Raw genomic sequence first — 17,865 nt, forward strand, 5'->3', positions numbered from 1 at the left:
GGAGGAGGCGTGGTGTTGAGGAGGCGGCGCTGGGCGTTGCCGGTGGCGGCGCTGGCGCTCGTCCTGCCGGCGGCGACCGGTTGTACGAGCACGTCGGACGCCCCGGCGAAGTCGGCCGGTACGCCGGCCACGTCCGGGGCGCCCACCGGGCCCGTGGCCCGGGTGTGCGCCGAGCCCGCGCCCGGTCCGGCGAAGGCGCCGGCGGGCGCGGTGACGGTCGACCCGGCGGTGGTCGGTGACCTGGACGCGAAGACCGACAGCAACCCCCCGAACACCACGTTCTGGCTTCGGCCGGGGACCCACCGGCTCACCTCGAACCCCTACGCCCAGGTCATGCCCAAGGCGGGGAACCGCTACCTCGGCGCCCCGGGCGCGGTGCTCGACGGCCGGAAGACCAACCAGTACGCGTTCGGCGGCACCGCCCGCGACGTCACCATCCGCCACCTGACCGTGCAGGGTTTCGTCGCACCGCAGGACGAGGGTGTGGTCAACCACGACATGGCCGACGGATGGGTGATCGAGCACGCGACCATCCAGGACAACTCCGGTGCCGGGCTGATGGCCGGAGCCCGCCAGCAGCTGCGTGCCAGTTGCCTGCGCCGTAACGGTCAGTACGGCATGAACGCGTACAAGACCGGTGACTCCATCCGCGGCCTCGTGGTCGAGGGCAACGAGATCGTCGGCAACAACACCGACGACTGGGAGCGGCGGCAGCCGGGCTGCGGCTGTACCGCGGGCATCAAGTTCTGGGCCGTCGACGGCGCCGACGTACGCGGCAACTGGGTGCACGACAACCGCGGAACCGGGTTGTGGGCGGACACCAACAACAACGACTTCCTCGTCGAGGGGAACCTCATCGAGGCCAATGACGGTGCCGCGCTGATCTACGAGATCAGCTACAACGCGGTCGTCCGGAACAACACGATCCGGCGGAACAACCTGGTCGAGGGCCGCGAGGAGGCCGCGGGCGGCGACGACTTCCCGTACGCGACCGTCTACGTGTCCGAGGCCGGCGGCGAACCACGGGTCCGGGCTCGCACGGACAAGATCGAGATCTACCGGAACCTGTTGGAGAACAACTGGAACGGGATCACTCTTTGGGAGAGCGCCGACCGGTTCTGCAACAGCCCGGCCAACACCTCGACGGATTACTGCACGTTGCTGGTGAAGGACACCGCCCGCTGCGCGCCGCCGGCGATCGCCGGCGCACCGCTCCGCTCCGACTGCCGGTGGAAGACGCAGCGGGTGGACATCCACGACAACCGCTTCGTGCTGGACCCGTCCGTCCTCAAATGCACGGTGGAGTGCGGTCGCATGGCGGTGCTCGCCGACGAGGGCACCTCGCCGGACTGGTCGCCGTACCGGGGCAAGGGAGTGGCCGAGGCGATCACCCACCGGCAGCACAACCGCTGGCACGACAACCTCTACCGCGGACCGTGGAGCTTCGTCGCCGAGGCCCCGGGCCGGAAGCTCGATTCCAAGCAGTGGCAGGGCGCGCCGTACCGGCAGGACGCGGGCAGCAGCTTCGCCCCACGGGCCGGTGGTTGACATGGCCGGAGAGCTGAAGCCGGCCGGACCGGACACGATCGGTACCCGACCGGGTACCGGGCCCCGCCCCGCCGCCACGCCGAAGGCCGTCGGGATCGCCTGGGCGTTACTGGGCCTCAACACGCTCGGCTCCGCCGGCGCGAAGACCGTCGTCCCGCTCCCCCGTTCCCTCATCCAGATGGCCACCATGGGCGCGCTGGTCGCCGCGTTCGCGCTGGCGCTCGCGCTCAATCTCCGGCTGCGCATCCGGCCCAGCGCCTTCCTGTTCCTGCTCACCCTGCTGCTGGTGCCGAGCCTGATCTCGAGCGTGCAGCTGGAGGTCGGGTTCGGCGCGCTGTTCCGCTGCGCGCGGCTGTCGCTCTTCGTCGGCACGCTGTGGTTGCTCAGCCGCTGGTGGGACGGCAGTCTGACGTTCGTCCGCCACCACGTCCGGATGTACTTCGCGGTGCTCGTGCTGGTGGCCGCCGGCCTGGTCGTCGCCCCGGGCACGGCCATGCCCGAGTACTACGGCGGACGCCTGGTCGGCGCGTTGTGGCCGCTCACCCCGCCGCAGATCGGCCAGTACGCGGCCGTGATCATCGGACTCACCGTGCTGCTGCTGATGGGCCACCGGACCACCGGGAGCGGTGCGGCCGTGATCATCGTGCCGTCGCTCGTCCTGCTCGCGATGACCCATACCCGGACGGCCACGGTCGGCCTGCTCGTCGGGCTGGCGCTGGCGATCGGCTCGCTCGTCCTGACCAGCGCCGCCGCCCGCCGGTTCTTCGCCTGGGCGGTGCTGTGCGCCGCGGTGGCCGCGGTGGTGTTCAGCTCGGCGCTGCGGGCGTGGTTCCTGCGCGGTCAGAGCCAGGAGAACTTCGCCAACCTCACCGGCCGGGCCAAGGTCTGGGACGCCCTGCTGGCAGCGCCCCGGACGACCGGGGAGCAGGTGTTCGGCACGGGCCTGGGCGACAAGTCGTTCGACGGGCTGCCGATCGACAACAGCTGGCTGGCCGTCTACGACGAGCAGGGGCTGATCGGCGTCACGCTCGTGGCGGCGATGATCATCGTGCTGGGCGGCGTCGCGCTGCTGCGACCACCGTCGCTGCCGAGGGCCTGCGCGATCTTCCTGATCAGCTACTGCGCGCTCTCCTCGTACACCGAGGTCGGGCTCGGCGACGCCTCGGCCTATCTCTTGCATCTGGCCCTGGCCGCCTCGCTGCTCGCGGCACCCGCGACGGCCACACCCCTGCCGCCGGCCGCGATCCCACGACGACGTATCCCGCGATGGGCCCGGAGGTGACCTGAGCATGCATGTCCTTGTCGTGCACAACCATTACTCCTCGGCGCAGCCGAGCGGGGAGAACAGGGTCGTCGACCAGGAGGTGGGGCTGCTGCGGGCGGCCGGCCACCGGGTCGACGTGTTCGAGCGGCGCAGCGACGACATCGCCGCCAAGTCCTTGCTCGGCAAGGTCGCGGTGCCGCTGCTCGTGCCGTGGAATCCGGGGGTCCGCACCGAGCTCGCCGCCCGGCTCCGCGCGGAGCGGCCGGACGTGGTGCACGTCCACAACGTCTTCCCGCTGCTGTCCCCCGCGGTCCTCGCCGCCTGTGCCGACGCCGGTGTGCCCGTCGTCGCCACGCTGCACAACTACATGCAGGTCTGCTCGCCCGGCACTCTGCGCCGGGACGGCCGACCGTGCACCGAGTGCGTCGGGACGGTGGCGTCGCTGCCCGCGATCCGGCACGGCTGCTACCGGAACTCCCGGCTCGCCACGGTTCCGCTCGCGGTCAGCCTGTCGGTCAACCGGCGGCGGTGGTGGTCCGGCGTGGAGCGGTTCTTCTGCATCTCCGAGGCGCAGCGCGACCTCCTGGTGCAGTCGGGCATGCCGGCCGAACGGCTGGCGGTGAAGCACAACTTCGTGCCCGAGCCGGGTGTCCGACGAGCGGGCGCCGGCGAGCATCTGCTCTTTCTCGGCCGGCTCGCGGAGGCCAAGGGCGTGCGGCTGCTCATGGCCGCGTGGGACGAACTCGCGGCGGACGGCGGTGCGGGCGTGCCGCTCGTCATCGCCGGCGCGGGTCCGCTGGAGGACGAGGTGACCGCCTGGGCGGCGGGCCGGGACGACGTACGGTACGTCGGCCTGTGGGACCAGGAAAAGTGCCGGAAAGGCATCGCGCGGTCGGTCGCCGTGGTGGCTCCCTCGATGGCCAGGGAGACCTTCGGTCTGGTCGTCGCGGAGGCGATGGCGGCGGGGGTCCCGGCCGTCGCCGCCGGTCACGGCGCCTTCGTCGAACTCGTCGAGGACGGGGTGACCGGGCTGCTGCACGAGCCGGGCGATCCCGCCTCGCTCGCGTCCCGCATCCGCCGGATCGCGGCCGGGCCGGACCACAACCGGGAGATGGGCGAGGCGGCCCGGCGCCGTTACGAACAGGGGTTCGGCCCGGCCGTCGGGCTGAAGCGCCTGGTGGAGGAGTACCGCACCGCGATCGCGCTGCGGTCGGGCGGCGGGAACAGCACGCCGCCGGTAGGGAATGAAGAAACCGGCTCGCTGCGGGGCTCCCGCGCGAGCGGAGATGGGGGGAAGTAGATGACACGATGCCGACTCTGCGGTTCGGCGGCGCTGGCCAGCGTCGTCGACCTGGGAGCGACACCGCCGTGCGAGAGCTTTCTCGCCGCGGACCGACTGGACCGGCCGGAACCGGCGTACCCGCTGCACCTGCGGGTCTGCACCGACTGCTGGCTCGCGCAGATACCTCCGCTGATCACGCCGGAGGAGACGTTCGAGGAGTACGCGTACTTCTCCTCCTACTCGACCTCCTGGGTGGAGCACGCGCGCACGTTCGTCGCCGACTCCGTCGAGCGGCTCGCTCTCGACCCGGACGCCTTCGTGGTCGAGGTCGCGAGCAACGACGGCTATCTGCTGAAGCACGTGGTGGACCGGGGGATCCGCTGCCTCGGCATCGAGCCCTCGGTGAACGTCGGTGCCGCGGCGCGCGACGCGGGTGTGCCGACGCTCACGGAGTTCCTGTCCCCGGACACCGGCTCGGCCGTCCGTGCCGAGCACGGACCGGCGGACCTGGTCGTGGCCAACAACGTGTACGCGCACATCCCCGACGTGGTCGGCTTCACGCAGGGGCTGCGCGCCCTGGTCGCCGACGACGGCTGGGTCTCCATCGAGGTGCAGCACCTGCTGACCCTGATCGAGGAGAACCAGTACGACACGATCTACCACGAGCACTTCCAGTACTACACGGTCGCGTCCGCGACGCGGGCCCTGGCGAGCGGCGGACTGACGCTGGTGGACGTGGAGTTGCTGCCCACGCACGGCGGCTCCATCCGGCTGTGGGCCCGGCCGGCCGAGGTGGCCGGCGAGCCGAGCGGCCGCGTGGCGGAGGTCCTGGACCGCGAGAAGGCCGCCGGGCTGCAGGAACTCTCCGGCTACACCGAGTTCTCCGCCCGGGTGGCCAAGGTGCGCCGGGACCTGCTGCGGTTCCTCATCGACGCGGCGGAGCGCGGCGAGACGGTCGTCGGCTACGGCGCTCCCGGCAAGGGCAACACCCTGCTCAACCACTGCGGCATCCGCCCCGACCTCCTCGCGTACACGGTCGACCGCAACCCCTACAAGCACGGCCGCTTCACCCCCGGCACCCGTATCCCGATCCTGCCGCCCGAGCAGATCGCCGCGGACAAGCCGGACTACGTCCTCGTCCTTCCCTGGAACCTGCGGACCGAGCTGACCGAACAGCTCGCCTTCGTCCACGAATGGGGCGGCCGTCTCGTCTTCCCCATCCCGGAACTGAGCATTGTCGAGGCCAACTCATGAAGGTCGTACTGTTCTGCGGCGGTTACGGGATGCGGATGCGGAGCGGCGCCGCGGACGACGTGCCCAAGCCGATGGCGATGGTCGGCCCGCGCCCGCTGATCTGGCATGTCATGCGGTACTACGCGCACTTCGGGCACACGGAGTTCATCCTGTGCCTCGGCTACGGCGCCCACCACATCAAGGACTTCTTCCTCAACTACGAGGAGACGACGTCCAACGACTTCGTGCTGCGTCAGGGGCAGACCGAGCTGCTGTCCACCGACATATCCGACTGGACGATCACCTTCGCCCAGACCGGTATCGAGTCGCCGATCGGTGAGCGCCTGCGCCGGGTCCGCCACCATCTGGACGGCGACGAGATGTTCCTCGCCAACTACGCGGACGTGCTGACGGACGCCCCGCTGCCGGAGATGATCGACCGGTTCGCGCGGCGGGACGCCGGGGCGTCGATGATGGTGGTGCCGCCGCAGTCCTCGTTCCACTGTGTGGAACTGGGTGAGGACGGCCTGGTAGGCGGCATCACGGCCGTCAGCGAGCTCCCGCTGTGGGAGAACGGCGGCTACTTCGTGCTCCGCCAGGAGGTCTTCGACCACATCCCCGAGAACGGGGACCTGGTCGCCGACGGCTGCGCCCAACTCGCCAAGCAGGGAAGGCTGGTGGCGCATCAGCACCGTGGATTCTGGAAGCCGACCGACACGGTGAAGGAGCGGGCCGCGCTCGACGAGGCCTATGCGCGGGGCGACCGCCCCTGGGCCGTCTGGGAGCGGGACCGCGTGGGGGTGAGCGTGTGATCCGGCTCGGCCCCGAACGTCTGGACCGGATCGTCGCGGTGGGAGCGCACTGCGACGACATCGCCATCGGCGCCGGTGGCACGCTGCTGACCCTGTGCCTCGCCCGGCCGGGTCTCCGGGTCGACGCGCTGGTGCTCTCCGGCGGGGGCAGCGAGCGGGAGGAGGAGGAGCGGGCCGCGCTCGCCGCCTTCTGCCCCGGCGCCGACCTGCGGCTGACCGTGCTCAAGCTGCCGGACGGCCGGCTGCCCACGCACTGGGACGAGGCCAAGGCCGCGGTCGAGGAGCTGCGGGCGGGGACGGAGCCGGATCTCGTCCTGGCGCCGCGCACCGATGACGCGCACCAGGACCACCGCGGCCTGGCGCAGCTGATCCCCACCGCGTTCCGCGACCACCTCGTGCTCGGCTACGAGATCGTCAAGTGGGACGGCGATCTCGGCCGTCCGGCGGCGTACCAACCGCTGTCGCCGGAGGTCGCCGAGGAGAAGGTGCGGCTGCTGCAGGGGCACTACCCGTCGCAGCGACACCGGCCCTGGTACGACCGGGAGGCCTTCCTGGGCCTCGCGCGGATCCGCGGCATCGAATGTCACGCGCGCTACGCCGAGGCGTTCGCCGTCACCAAACTCACGCTCGATCTGGGCACCTTCACTCTGGGGGAATGAACCTTGCGCGTACTTCTGACCGGACACCAGGGCTACCTCGGCACCGTGATGGCCCCGGTCCTCAGTGCCGCCGGGCACGAGGTCGTCGGTCTCGACGCCGGCCTGTTCGCCGACTCCGTCCTCGGCCCGCGGCCCGCGGACCCGTCCGGGCACCGGGTGGACCTGCGCGATGTCACGGCCGACCACGTCGCCGGGGTGGACGCCGTGATCCACCTGGCCGCGCTGTCCAACGACCCGCTGGGATCGCTGGCGCCGGAGCTCACCTACGACATCAACCACCACGCCTCCGTACACCTCGCCCGGCTCGCCCGCGAGGCCGGGGTGCGGCGCTTCCTGTACGCCTCGACCTGCTCGGTCTACGGCGCCGCGGGTGGCGACGAGCTGGTGACCGAGGACGCTCCGCTGCGCCCCGTGACGCCGTACGCGGAGTCCAAGGTGCGGGTCGAGGACGACCTCCACGCGCTGGCCGACGGCGACTTCACCCCGGTGTACATGCGCAACGCCACCGCCTTCGGCTACTCGCCCCGGCTACGCGCCGACATCGTGCTGAACAACCTCGTGGGCCACGCGCTGCTCTCCGGAGAGGTGTTGGTGCTCTCCGACGGCACCCCGTGGCGCCCGCTGGTGCACGCCGCCGACATCGCACGGGCCTTCACGGCCGCGCTGACCGCGCCCCGCGAAGCGGTGCACGACCGGGCGTTCAACATCGGCAGCGAGGCCAACAACGTCACGGTCGCCGAGATCGCCGAACAGGTCGCCGAGGCGGTCGACGGCGCGAAGGTACGGATCACCGGCGAGAACGGCGCCGACCCGCGGTCGTACCGGGTGGACTTCGCCCGGTTCCGCGCCGCGATACCCGGCTTCGACTGCGAGTGGACGGTGCGCCGAGGCGCTCTCGAACTCGCCGACGCCTACCGCCAGTTCGGGCTGACCCGGGAGGACTTCGAGCAACGCTTCACCCGTCTCGCCGTGCTGCGCGCGGCGTCCGAAGCCGGCGCCGTCGACGACACCCTGCGGTGGCGCCGATGACGACGGCAGATCCCGGCGAGGAGATGCACGCGCTGGTGGAGCGGCTGTACCCGATCTGCCGGAGCATCACCGGCGACGGCGTGCGCGCCACCCTGGACATCGTCGGCGAGTACATCCCCCTGCAGGTGCACGAGGTGCCGACCGGGACGCAGGTGCTGGACTGGACGGTGCCGCAGGAGTGGAACATCCGCGACGCGTACGTCGCCGACGCCGCCGGCAACCGGGTCGTCGACTTCACCGCGTCCAGCCTGCACGTGCTCGGCTACAGCGTGCCGGTGTCGGCGACGATGCCGCTGGCCGAGCTGCGCGAGCACCTGCACACCCTGCCGGACCACCCGTCCTGGGTGCCGTACCGCACCAGCTACTACAGGCCGGAGTGGGGGTTCTGCCTGGCCCAGGAGACCTTGGACGCGCTGCTGGACGGCGAGTACGAGGTGCGCATCGACTCCACGCTCGCGGACGGCCACCTCACGTACGCCGAGCATGTGGTTCCCGGGGAGGTCGCCGACGAGGTGATCGTCTCCTGTCACGTCTGCCACCCGTCGCTGGCCAACGACAACCTGGCCGGCATCGCGGTGGCGACGTTCCTGGCCCGGGCGCTGGCGGAGGAGACGCCGTACTACACCTACCGGTTCCTGTTCGCGCCCGGCACGATCGGGGCGATCACCTGGCTGGCTCGCAACGCGGAGCGGGTGGATCAGGTCAAGCACGGCGTCGTGCTGGCCTGCGCGGGTGACCGGGGCAGCCTGACGTACAAGCAGAGCCGACGAGGCGACGCGGAGATCGACCGGGTGATGCGACACGTCCTGACCGCCTCCGAACGCCCGCACCAGGTCAACGAGTTCACGCCCTACGGCTACGACGAGCGGCAGTTCTGCTCGCCCGGGTTCGACCTCGGCGTGGGCTCGCTCACCCGGACCCCGTACGCCGGATACCCCGAGTACCACACCTCGGCGGACAACCCGGACTTCGTCTCCCCGGAGGCGATGGCGGACACGCTCGCCGTCTGCCGCGAGGCGTTCGACGTGCTCGACCGCAACCGGCGGTACGTCAACCTCAGCCCCTACGGCGAACCACAGCTGGGCCGGCGTGGGTTGTACGACTCGCTCGGCGGCCGCAGCGACGCGAAGCAGGCCCAGATGGCCATGCTCTGGGTGCTCAGCCTCTCCGACGGCGAGCACAGCCTGCTGGACATCGCCGAGCGGTCCGGGCTGCCGTTCGACACGGTCGCCGTCGCGGCCGACGCACTGGGCGCCGCCGGGCTGGTCAAGGCATGACGCCGATGCCCACCGAGGAGGAGACGACGGCACCGGCGGACCGGCGGACCGGCAAGCGGGCCATCGCCGGACGGCTGTCCTGGGGACTGGCCGACCAGGCGGCCTCCAGCATGTCCAACTTCGCGGTGGGCATCTACGTGGCGCGCTCGCTGGGGCTGACGGCGTTCGGCGTCTTCAGCCTGGCCTGGGTCACCTACGGCGTGGTTCTCAACGTCTCCCGGGGCCTTGCCACCGACCCGCTCGTGGTGCGCTTCAGCGGCGTCCCGGCCGCGTCCTGGCGCGCGGCGGCGGCCAAGTCGGCGGGGACCGCGCTCGGCGTCGGGGCCGCCCTCGGTGCGGTGTCCCTGCTGGTCGGCCTCGCTCTCGGCGGCCGCGTGGGGACGGCGTTCGTCTGCCTCGGCGTGGTCCTGCCGGGGCTGCTGCTGCAGGACGCGTGGCGGTTCGCGTTCTTCGCCGCCGGCGCCGGTCGGAAGGCGTTCGTCAACGACATGGTGTGGTGCGTCGCCCTCGTCCCGGCCATGGTGGTGGCGGCCCGTGTGGGCAGCGTGGCCGCCTTCCTGCTGGCCTGGGGCGCGTCCGCCGCGGTGGCCGCGGTGTACGGCTGCCTCCAGTCCGGCATCCGGCCCCGGCCGACCGGAGCGCGCGCATGGCTTCGCGAGCACCGTGACCTCGGCTCCCGTTACCTGGTCGAGAACGTCGCCAACAGCGGCGCGAGCCAGCTGCGGGCGTACGGGCTCGGGGTGATCGTCGGGGTCGGCGCGGTGGGGGTGGTCCGGGGCGCCGAACTCCTCCTCGGCCCGTTCCTCGCCGTCCTGATGGGGCTGTCCCTCGTGACCGTCGCGGAGGCGGCACGGGTGCTGCGGCGGGCCCCGCACCGCCTGGGCGCGTTCTGCCTCCTCCTGGGCGGCGGGCAGGCCGTCGCCGCGCTGCTCTGGGGCGGGGCGCTGCTGCTCGTCCCGGACCCGGTCGGCGAGCTCGTGCTCGGCGGCGTCTGGGGCGCCGCCTCGGAGCTCGTCGTGCCGGTCACGGTCGGCGTCGCGGGCGCCGGCCTCGGCACCGGCGCGGCGGCCGGGCTGCGCGCGCTCGGCGCGGCCCGGCGCAGCCTGCGCAGTCAGCTGATCGCCTCCGCCTGTTACGTCGTCGGCGGGCTCGGCGGCGCGGCCGTTGCCGGCACGGTCGGCTCGGCCTGGGGCGTCGCCGCCGCGACCGTCTGCGGCTCGGCCGTGTGGTGGCTGCAGCTGCGCTCCGCCCTGCGCGAGCACCGCCAGAACCCGATTCCCGAAGTGAGGACCTCATGACAGCCCGACCCCGGCTCAGCATCGGCCTGCCCGTGTACAACGGCGAGGAGTACCTCGCCGAGTCGCTCGACGCCCTGCTCGGCCAGACGTACGAGGAGTTCGAGCTGGTCATCTCCGACAACGCCTCGACCGACGGGACGCAGGACATCTGCCGCCGGTACGCCGAGAAGGACTCCCGCATCCGGTACATCCGGCTGCCCCGGAACATCGGCGCCGCGCCGAACCACAACTTCGTGTTCACCGAGTGCCGTGGCGAGCTGTTCAAGTGGGCCTCGCACGACGACCTGTACGCCCGGGACCTGCTGCGGCGCTGTGTGGAGGCCCTGGACGAGCGGCCGGACGTGATCCTCGCCCACGCCGACCAGGCGGTCATCGACGGCGACGGCCAGGTGAAGGTCCCGTACGAGTACACGCTCGCGACCGCCTCCCCGCACGCGCCGGAGCGCTTCCGCAGCATGCTGTTCGAACCCGGTGGCGACGACTTCTACGGGGTGATGCGGGCCGACGTGCTGCGCCGGGTGAAGCCGCACGACAGCTACCACCACGCGGACCGCACGTTCGTCTCCGAGATCGGCCTGCACGGGCCCTTCCACCAGGTGCCGGAGCTGCTGTACTTCCGCCGCGACCACCCCACCCGCGCCGAGCGGGCGAACCCGTCCAAGCGCTCCCGGTGCGTCAACCTGGACCCGCGCCGGGCCGGGCCGCTGCACCCGACGCCCCGGCTGCTCGCCGAGTACGTCTGGGGCTTCGTCTCGGCGATCCGGCGGGCTCCACTGTCCACCGCCGACCGCCGCGCCTGCTACGGCCATCTGGCGGCGTGGGCGACCAGCCGGGCCCGGCCGGGCGCCGGCGAGCGGGTCGAGGACCGCACTCCGGTCGACCCGGCGCGGCTCGGCGTCTCGGTCGACGACCTCGTCGCGGGGCGGGAAGGTCGGCGCGCATGAATCCGGTACGTGTCGGGGTGTTCGGCCTGCTCGGCTCCGGCAACCTCGGAAACGACGGGTCGCTGGAGGCCGTGCTCGGGTACCTCCGCGCCGAGCACCCGGAGGCCGTCGTGGACGCGCTGTGCGGCGGACCCGAGGTCGTGACGGCGCGGTACGCGATCCCCGCGACGCGACTGCACTGGTACCGCGGGGAGTACCGGACCGCCTCGCGTGCGGGCGCGGTCGCGGGGAAGGCTCTGGGCAAGCTCGTCGACGCCTTCCGCACCGCCGCCTGGGTGCGCCGGCACGATGTGGTGATCGTGCCGGGCATGGGCGTCCTGGAGGCGACGCTGCCGCTGCGGCCGTGGGGCTTCCCGTACGCGCTGTTCCTGCTCTGCGCGTCCGGCCGGCTGGCCCGCACCCCGGTCGCGCTGCTCGGCGTCGGCGCCGGGCCGATCCAGAACCGGCCGACCCGGGCCCTGGTCCGCTGGTCGGCGCGCCTGGCCTCGTACCGCTCGTACCGGGACGCCCAGTCCCGCGACGCGATGCGGGAGATGGGCGTGGACACCGAGCGCGACGAGGTCCACCCGGACCTCGCGTTCTCCCTGCCGACGCTTCCGTCGAGCGCTCCCTCGGGCCCGCCCGGCCCGGTCTGCGTCGGCGTCATGGACTTCCACGGCGGCAACGACGACCGCGACCGGGCCGAGGAGATCCACCGGCGCTACCTCGACGGGACGACCCGCTTCGTCCGCGCGCTGGTCGAGGACGGACGGCCGGTCCGGCTCATCACCGGCGACGCCTGTGATGCTCCGGTGGTCGCCGCGATCCTCGACGCGGTGGACTCGCCACTGGTCACCGCCGCCCAAGCGGCCTCGCTGGCCGACCTGATGAAGGAGACGGCGGCCGCCGATGCGGTGGTGGCGACCCGCTACCACAACCTGGTCTGCGCGTTGAAGGTCGGCACACCGACCCTCGCGCTCAGCTACGCGGCGAAGAGCGACGCGCTCATGGCCGAGATGGGACTCGGCGCGTACTGCCACCCGGCGCGCGAGGTCGACCCGGACCGGCTGCTCGACCAGTTCCGCGCGCTGGAGAAGCGGGCGGCGGAGCTGCGGCGGACCCTCGCCGAGCGGAACGCGGTCGCGGCCCGGCGGCTCGGGGACCAGTTCACCGCCTTGACCACGGCCCTGTTCCCGACGGCGGGCCACGACCACGGAGCACGGAAGGTTCTTCCATGAAAGCGATCGAAGTCCCGGCGATCACGGGCGCGTTCCTCTTCGAGCCGACACCGTACGCCGACGAGCGCGGCTTCTTCTGCCGCACCTTCGACGCCGACGTGGTCCGCTCGGTGGGCCTCGACCCGGACGCCTTCGTCCAGGACAGCCTGTCCCGCTCGGTCCGGGGCGTGCTGCGCGGCATGCACCTGCGCTCCGGCAACGGCGAGGCCAAGCTGGTGCGGTGCTCGTACGGGCAGATCTTCGACGTCGTCGTGGACCTGCGGCCGGACTCACCGACCTACCGCAACGTGGCCACCTTCGAACTGTCCGGCGAGACGCAGACGACGCTGTACATCCCGGCAGGGTGCGCGCACGGCTTCCAGGCCCTCACCGAGACCGCCGACACCTCGTACCGGATCGACCGCCCGCACGATCCGTCCGAGGACGTGACGATCGCCTTCGACGACCCTGAACTCGCCATACCCTGGCCGCTCCCGCCCGCCCTCATGTCCCGGCGGGACCGGGAGGCGCCGAGCCTCGCCGAGGTCCTGAAGCAGAAGGAGAGCTGAAGTCAGCGTGGACACCGAAGAGTTCCGACTGCCCCGGTCGCAGCAGGCGAACGAGCGGCTGCACGCTTTGATCCCCGGGGGCGCGCACACCTACGCGAAGGGCGACGACCAGTACCCCGAGAACCTGGCCCCGGTCATCAGCCACGGCCTCGGCGCCCACGTGTGGGACGTCGACGGCAACCGCTACATCGAGTACGGCTCCGGCCTGCGGTCGGTCAGCCTCGGTCACGCCCACCCACGCGTGCTCGAGGCGGTGCGGCGGGAACTCGACCGCGGCAGCAACTTCGTCCGGCCGTCCGTCATGGAGGTCGAGGCCGCGGAACGCTTCCTGGCCACGGTGCCGACCGCCGAGATGGTGAAGTTCGCCAAGAACGGCTCCGACGTCACCACCGCGGCGGTGCGGCTCGCCCGCGCCGTCACCGGGCGCCCGCGGGTGGCCATCTGCGGCGACCATCCGTTCTTCTCGGTCGACGACTGGTTCATCGGCACCACACCGATGTCCGCCGGCATCCCGACGGCGACCACCGAGCTCACCGTGGCGTTCCCGTACGGGGATCTGGCCGCCACGGAGGAACTGCTGACCCGGTACCAGGACGAGGTCGCCTGTCTGATCCTCGAACCCGCCGGCCACAACGAGCCGCCGCCCGGGTACCTGGAGGGCCTCCGCGAGCTGGCCGACCGGCACGGCTGCGTCCTGATCTTCGACGAGATGATCACCGGGTTCCGCTGGTCCGAGGCCGGCGCCCAGGGCCTGTACGGCGTCGTCCCCGACCTCTCCACGTTCGGCAAGGCGCTCGGCAACGGGTTCGCCGTCTCCGCGCTGGCCGGGCGCCGCGAACTGATGGAGTGGGGCGGGCTGCGGCACTCCGGCGACCGGGTGTTCCTGCTGTCCACCACACACGGTGCGGAGACCCACTCGCTGGCCGCCGCGATGGCCGTGCAGACCACCTATGTCCAGGAGGACGTCACCGCGCGGCTGCACGCCCTCGGCGAGCGGTTGGCCGCGGGTGTCCGCGAGGCCGCGGCCGGCATGGGCGTGGGCGACCACGTCGTCGTCCGGGGCCGGGCCAGCAACCTGGTCTTCGCCACCCTCGACGAGAACCGGCAGCCGTCGCAGCAGTACCGCACCCTGTTCCTGCGCCGGCTCCTCGCGGGCGGGGTGCTGGCCCCATCGTTCGTGGTGAGCAGCGCGCTCGAAGACGCCGACATCGACCACACCGTCGACGTGGTGGCCCAGGCGTGCGCGGTGTACCGGAAGGCGCTGGACGCCGCCGACCCCACCCCCTGGCTGGCGGGGCGGCCCGTGAAGCCCGTGTTCCGCCGCTTGGCGTGACGGTGTGACCTGACGTCAGCGAGACTCCTGCCGACCGGCGTCGGCCGACCGCTCTGCGAGCCGGTCGGCCGTCCGGTCGACCAGCCACGCCGTCGCCGGCACCACCGCCAGCGCGGTGCACCAGCCGCCGAGGGTGTCGGTCGGGTAGTGGGCACCGAGCGCGACCTGCGCCCAGCCCATGGCGGCCCCGGCGACCAGCGCCGAGGCGAGCACGAGTGACGTGCCGACCGCCTTGCCGAGGCCGAGCCGGCCGGTCACCAGCAGCGCCACCACGAGGGCGATCGCGGTGAGGAAGGCGGTGTGCCCGCTCGGGTAGGACAGGTACGGGCCGTTGATGGTGCGCCCCGCCAGGGGCTTGAGCAGCGTCGTCGTCGCCACGGTCGCGCCGGCGCCGGCGACCGTGAGCACGGCGGCGCGAGGACGCCGGAGCAGCAGACAGCCCGCCACGACGGCCACCACCAGCATCGCCGCTCCCACCGGCTCCCCCAGGAAGTCCAGGGCCAGAGCGACGCGCCGCCACGGCGGCCGCACGCCGCCCACGGCCGACTGGATCCGCGCGTCCGCGCTGCCGGGCTCACCGTGGCCGGCGTACAGGACCCCGAGCGCGACGACCACCAGCGCGGCGAGGGCCGCGATCGGCCCGAGCGGGACGCGCAGCGACGGGGGCAGCACCGCGGGCGCGGGTCGGCCGGTCACCCGCTCACCACGTCCGGTCGACCTGACGTGTGGACCCGACACGAAGCCGACCGCCGTCCAAAGCAAGCCCCCGTCGTGTCCGTGATCAGCCTCGGCTCGTCAGCCTAACCAACGATCCGGTCATGGCAAACAGCTCGCCTCGCCGACGTGCGTCCGGAGGACGACGGGGGTCAGATGGGATGTGTTCGGTCCACCGGACGAAGACACCCCGGCGGACCGGCCGGACGACACGGAGGAGCCTGGCATGGCGACGGGAGAGCTGCCGCGGCTGGTGCTCGTCGTCGGTGTCGCCGGGTCGGGCAAGTCGACCGTGGGGCGCCTCCTCGCCGATCGACTGGGATGGGAGTACCGGGACGCGGACGAGTTCCACTCCGAGGCCGACCGCGCCACGATGGCGGCCGGTCATGCCCTCACCGACGACGACCGGGAGCCGTGGCTCGAGGCGATCGGGCAGTGGATGGACCGGGCGATCGCGACCGGCCGGCACGCCGTCGTCACCTGCTCCGCGCTCAAGCGCGCCTACCGGGACAAGCTGCTGGCAGGGCGCCCCGACGTCCTTCTGGTGTACCTGCACGGCTCGCCCGAGCTGCTGGCCTCCCGACTGGCCGCGCGGCACGGTCACTTCTTCCCGGCGGGCCTGTTGGGGTCCCAGCTCGCGGATCTGCAGGAGCCGGAGCCGGACGAACACCCGTTGGTGGTGGAGATCGACCAGCCTCCGGAGGCCGTCGTCGAGGCGGTGCTTTCGCTGATGCACCGGGAAACCGGCTCCTGGAGGCCGCAGGACGGATCCGCCACGGAGCAGGGCGCCCGCACGGTGGTGCGCGACGGTCCTTCGGCGTCCCCCGGCCCGACCGGCGCGTCGTGGCGACTGGTCCACGGGGAGCAGAGTGCGACGGTGGTACAGCTGGGCGGCGCTCTGCGCGACTACGTCGTGAACGGCCGACCGGTGCTCGACGGGTTCTCCCCGGGGTCCGCCATCACGGGCGGGCGGGGGCAGCTGCTCGCGCCCTGGCCGAACCGCGTGGGCGCCGGACGCTACCGGTTCGGCGACCACGACCTCCAACTCGCCCTGACGGAACCGGAGAAGAACAACGCGATCCACGGGCTGCTGCGGTGGTGCCTGTGGCGGCGACTGGCCCGTACCGACGACGCGGTCCGGGTCGGCACGACGCTCTGCCCGCAGCCCGGCTATCCCTTCCTCCTCGAGATCTGCGCGGAGTACCGGCTCGGCCCCGACGGGCTCGAGACCACCGTTCTCGCCACCAACACCGGTACGGGGCCGGCGCCTTACGGAGTGGGGCAGCACCCCTATCTGACCGTGGGAACCGACCTCGTCGACAGCGCGCTGCTGACCGTTCCGGCCCGGTATCTGATCCGTACCGACGACCGCGGGCTGCCGGTCGGCCAGGAGCCGGTCGACGGGACCGCGTACGACTTCCGCGCCGCCCGTCCCATCGGTGATCTGCGGCTGGACACGGCTTTCACCGGACTAGACCGCGGCCCCGACGGCCGGGCCGTCGTTCGTCTGGCACACCCGTCCGGGCTGCGGGGTGTCGATCTGTGGCTCGGCGAAGGCACCCGGTACGTCCAGGTGTACACGGGCGACACACTGGCGGAACCCGGGAGGCGGCGGCGTGGCGTGGCCGTGGAGCCCATGTCCTGCCCGCCGGACGCCTTTCGCAGCGGCACGGACCTCACCGTGCTCGAACCGGGCGCCACGCATGTGCTCCGGTGGGGCCTCAGCCCCTGGGGGCCGCCTTGACCCCGACCGTACGGCCCTCGGCGGTGCCCGGTCCCGATATGCCCACGAACGAGTTCCGGGCGCTCTACGAGCGGCTGCGACGCGGGGCGACACGATCGGCGGCGGACGGTCGGCCCGGCGCACTCCGCCATGTGACGCCCGACCGGGTCGTGGCCGCCGTCGCGGAGGTCCGCCTCGGACGTACGGTGTCGTTGGCCGCTCCGATCGAGACCGTGCCGAGCCCCGACGACCCCGAGCCCGCGGTGCACCGGATGACCGGGCCGGCCCCGGAAGGCCTCGGCGCGGAGGGGCTGCATTTCGCCACCGACCGCTTCGCCATGAACGTGCACGGGGACGCGGACAGCCATATCGACGCGCTCTGCCACGTGGTGCTCGACGGGGAGCTGTACGGCGGGGTGCCCGCGAGCAGCGTGACGCCGGAGGGCGCCCGTGAGCTCTCCGTGGACCTGGTCGCGGACGGCATCGTGGGCCGGGGCGTGCTGCTGGACATCCCGCGGCTGCGCGGCGTGCCCTGGCTGGAACCGGGCGACCAGGTGACGTCGGACGACCTGACGGGCGCCGAGGCCGCGCAGCGGGTCCGCGTCGGACCGGGGGACCTGCTGTTCGTACGGGTGGGACATCGCCTCCGTCGTACGGAACTCGGACCGTGGAACGCGGCGACGGCTCGGGCCGGCCTCCACCCGACTGCCGTCGAGTTCCTCGCCGAGCGGAGGGTCGCTGTCCTGGGCGGAGACGGCAACAACGACACCGCGCCCAGTGCGGTGCCGGGCATCGCCTTCCCCGTGCACGTCCTGGCCGTCCAGGCCATGGGCATCCCTCTGATGGACTACCTGCAGTTCGAGGAACTGGTACCTGTCTGCGCGCAGGCGGGGCGATGGAGTTTCCTGTGTACGGTCGCCCCACTGCGACTGCCCGGAGCCACCGGCTCGCCGGTGAACCCGATCGCGGTGCTGTGACCGACGC

Annotated in this window: 16 protein-coding genes; 15 read left to right on the forward strand and 1 reads right to left on the reverse strand. The window is 72.3% G+C overall.

From position 1 onward, the window contains the following. Nucleotides 1-9: 9 nt before the first annotated feature. From R2D22_RS03240 to R2D22_RS03300, 13 genes are read left to right on the forward strand one after another with little or no spacing between them, the layout of a single operon-like run. The gene (locus R2D22_RS03240; protein ID WP_318101073.1) at nucleotides 10-1,548 is read left to right on the forward strand and encodes a right-handed parallel beta-helix repeat-containing protein; all 1,539 of its coding nucleotides are present in this window, start codon (nucleotides 10-12) and stop codon (nucleotides 1,546-1,548) included. Nucleotide 1,549: 1 nt separating this feature from the next. Next, nucleotides 1,550-2,830 (forward strand): O-antigen ligase domain-containing protein, encoded by a 1,281-nt coding sequence (locus R2D22_RS03245; RefSeq protein ID WP_318101074.1) that lies wholly within the window; start codon nucleotides 1,550-1,552, stop codon nucleotides 2,828-2,830. A gap of 7 nt (nucleotides 2,831-2,837) precedes the next feature. Next, nucleotides 2,838-4,112: a glycosyltransferase gene (locus R2D22_RS03250; RefSeq protein ID WP_318101076.1), complete on the forward strand. Its 1,275-nt coding sequence runs from the start codon at nucleotides 2,838-2,840 to the stop codon at nucleotides 4,110-4,112. Next, nucleotides 4,113-5,348, forward strand: a complete 1,236-nt coding sequence (locus R2D22_RS03255) for a class I SAM-dependent methyltransferase (RefSeq protein WP_318101077.1) — start codon at nucleotides 4,113-4,115, stop codon at nucleotides 5,346-5,348. Continuing rightward, nucleotides 5,345-6,139 carry a glycosyltransferase family protein gene (locus tag R2D22_RS03260; RefSeq protein ID WP_318101078.1) on the forward strand — a complete coding sequence of 265 codons (795 nt, stop codon included), beginning with the start codon at nucleotides 5,345-5,347 and terminating at the stop codon, nucleotides 6,137-6,139. Before R2D22_RS03255 ends, R2D22_RS03260 begins: the two co-directional genes overlap by 4 nt. Then, nucleotides 6,136-6,798, forward strand: a complete 663-nt coding sequence (locus tag R2D22_RS03265) for a PIG-L deacetylase family protein (protein ID WP_318101079.1) — start codon at nucleotides 6,136-6,138, stop codon at nucleotides 6,796-6,798. Before R2D22_RS03260 ends, R2D22_RS03265 begins: the two co-directional genes overlap by 4 nt. Before the next feature lie 3 nt (nucleotides 6,799-6,801). Further along, nucleotides 6,802-7,827 carry an NAD-dependent epimerase/dehydratase family protein gene (locus R2D22_RS03270; protein ID WP_318101080.1) on the forward strand — a complete coding sequence of 342 codons (1,026 nt, stop codon included), beginning with the start codon at nucleotides 6,802-6,804 and terminating at the stop codon, nucleotides 7,825-7,827. Next, the gene (locus R2D22_RS03275) at nucleotides 7,824-9,104 is read left to right on the forward strand and encodes a DUF4910 domain-containing protein (protein ID WP_318101081.1); all 1,281 of its coding nucleotides are present in this window, start codon (nucleotides 7,824-7,826) and stop codon (nucleotides 9,102-9,104) included. Before R2D22_RS03270 ends, R2D22_RS03275 begins: the two co-directional genes overlap by 4 nt. Continuing rightward, entirely contained in the window at nucleotides 9,101-10,402 is a 1,302-nt protein-coding gene (locus R2D22_RS03280; RefSeq protein ID WP_318101082.1) for an MATE family efflux transporter, read from the forward strand. The genes R2D22_RS03275 and R2D22_RS03280 overlap by 4 nt, the downstream gene beginning before the upstream one ends. Then, entirely contained in the window at nucleotides 10,399-11,346 is a 948-nt protein-coding gene (locus R2D22_RS03285) for a glycosyltransferase family 2 protein (protein WP_318101084.1), read from the forward strand. Before R2D22_RS03280 ends, R2D22_RS03285 begins: the two co-directional genes overlap by 4 nt. Then, nucleotides 11,343-12,563 carry a polysaccharide pyruvyl transferase family protein gene (locus R2D22_RS03290; RefSeq protein ID WP_318101085.1) on the forward strand — a complete coding sequence of 407 codons (1,221 nt, stop codon included), beginning with the start codon at nucleotides 11,343-11,345 and terminating at the stop codon, nucleotides 12,561-12,563. Before R2D22_RS03285 ends, R2D22_RS03290 begins: the two co-directional genes overlap by 4 nt. Continuing rightward, nucleotides 12,560-13,111 (forward strand): dTDP-4-dehydrorhamnose 3,5-epimerase, encoded by a 552-nt coding sequence (gene rfbC / locus R2D22_RS03295; RefSeq protein WP_318101087.1) that lies wholly within the window; start codon nucleotides 12,560-12,562, stop codon nucleotides 13,109-13,111. Before R2D22_RS03290 ends, rfbC begins: the two co-directional genes overlap by 4 nt. 7 nt (nucleotides 13,112-13,118) lie before the next feature. Beyond that, the gene (locus R2D22_RS03300; RefSeq protein ID WP_318101088.1) at nucleotides 13,119-14,444 is read left to right on the forward strand and encodes a glutamate-1-semialdehyde 2,1-aminomutase; all 1,326 of its coding nucleotides are present in this window, start codon (nucleotides 13,119-13,121) and stop codon (nucleotides 14,442-14,444) included. 15 nt (nucleotides 14,445-14,459) lie between these two features. On the opposite strand, the gene R2D22_RS03305 is transcribed toward R2D22_RS03300, so the two are convergent. After that, on the reverse strand, nucleotides 14,460-15,140 hold the full coding sequence (locus R2D22_RS03305; protein ID WP_318101089.1) for a phosphatase PAP2 family protein: 681 nt from the start codon (nucleotides 15,138-15,140) through the stop codon (nucleotides 14,460-14,462). Nucleotides 15,141-15,384: 244 nt separating this feature from the next. Here R2D22_RS03305 and R2D22_RS03310 point away from each other — a divergent pair, with 244 nt between their 5' ends. Beyond that, on the forward strand, nucleotides 15,385-16,902 hold the full coding sequence (locus R2D22_RS03310) for a gluconokinase, GntK/IdnK-type (protein ID WP_318101090.1): 1,518 nt from the start codon (nucleotides 15,385-15,387) through the stop codon (nucleotides 16,900-16,902). A gap of 38 nt (nucleotides 16,903-16,940) precedes the next feature. Then, the gene (locus R2D22_RS03315; RefSeq protein WP_318101092.1) at nucleotides 16,941-17,858 is read left to right on the forward strand and encodes a cyclase family protein; all 918 of its coding nucleotides are present in this window, start codon (nucleotides 16,941-16,943) and stop codon (nucleotides 17,856-17,858) included. Nucleotides 17,859-17,865: the final 7 nt, after the last annotated feature.

Origin of the sequence: Streptomyces sp. HUAS YS2, from assembly GCF_033343995.1 — a bacterium.
Lineage (GTDB): Bacteria > Actinomycetota > Actinomycetes > Streptomycetales > Streptomycetaceae > Streptomyces > Streptomyces solicathayae.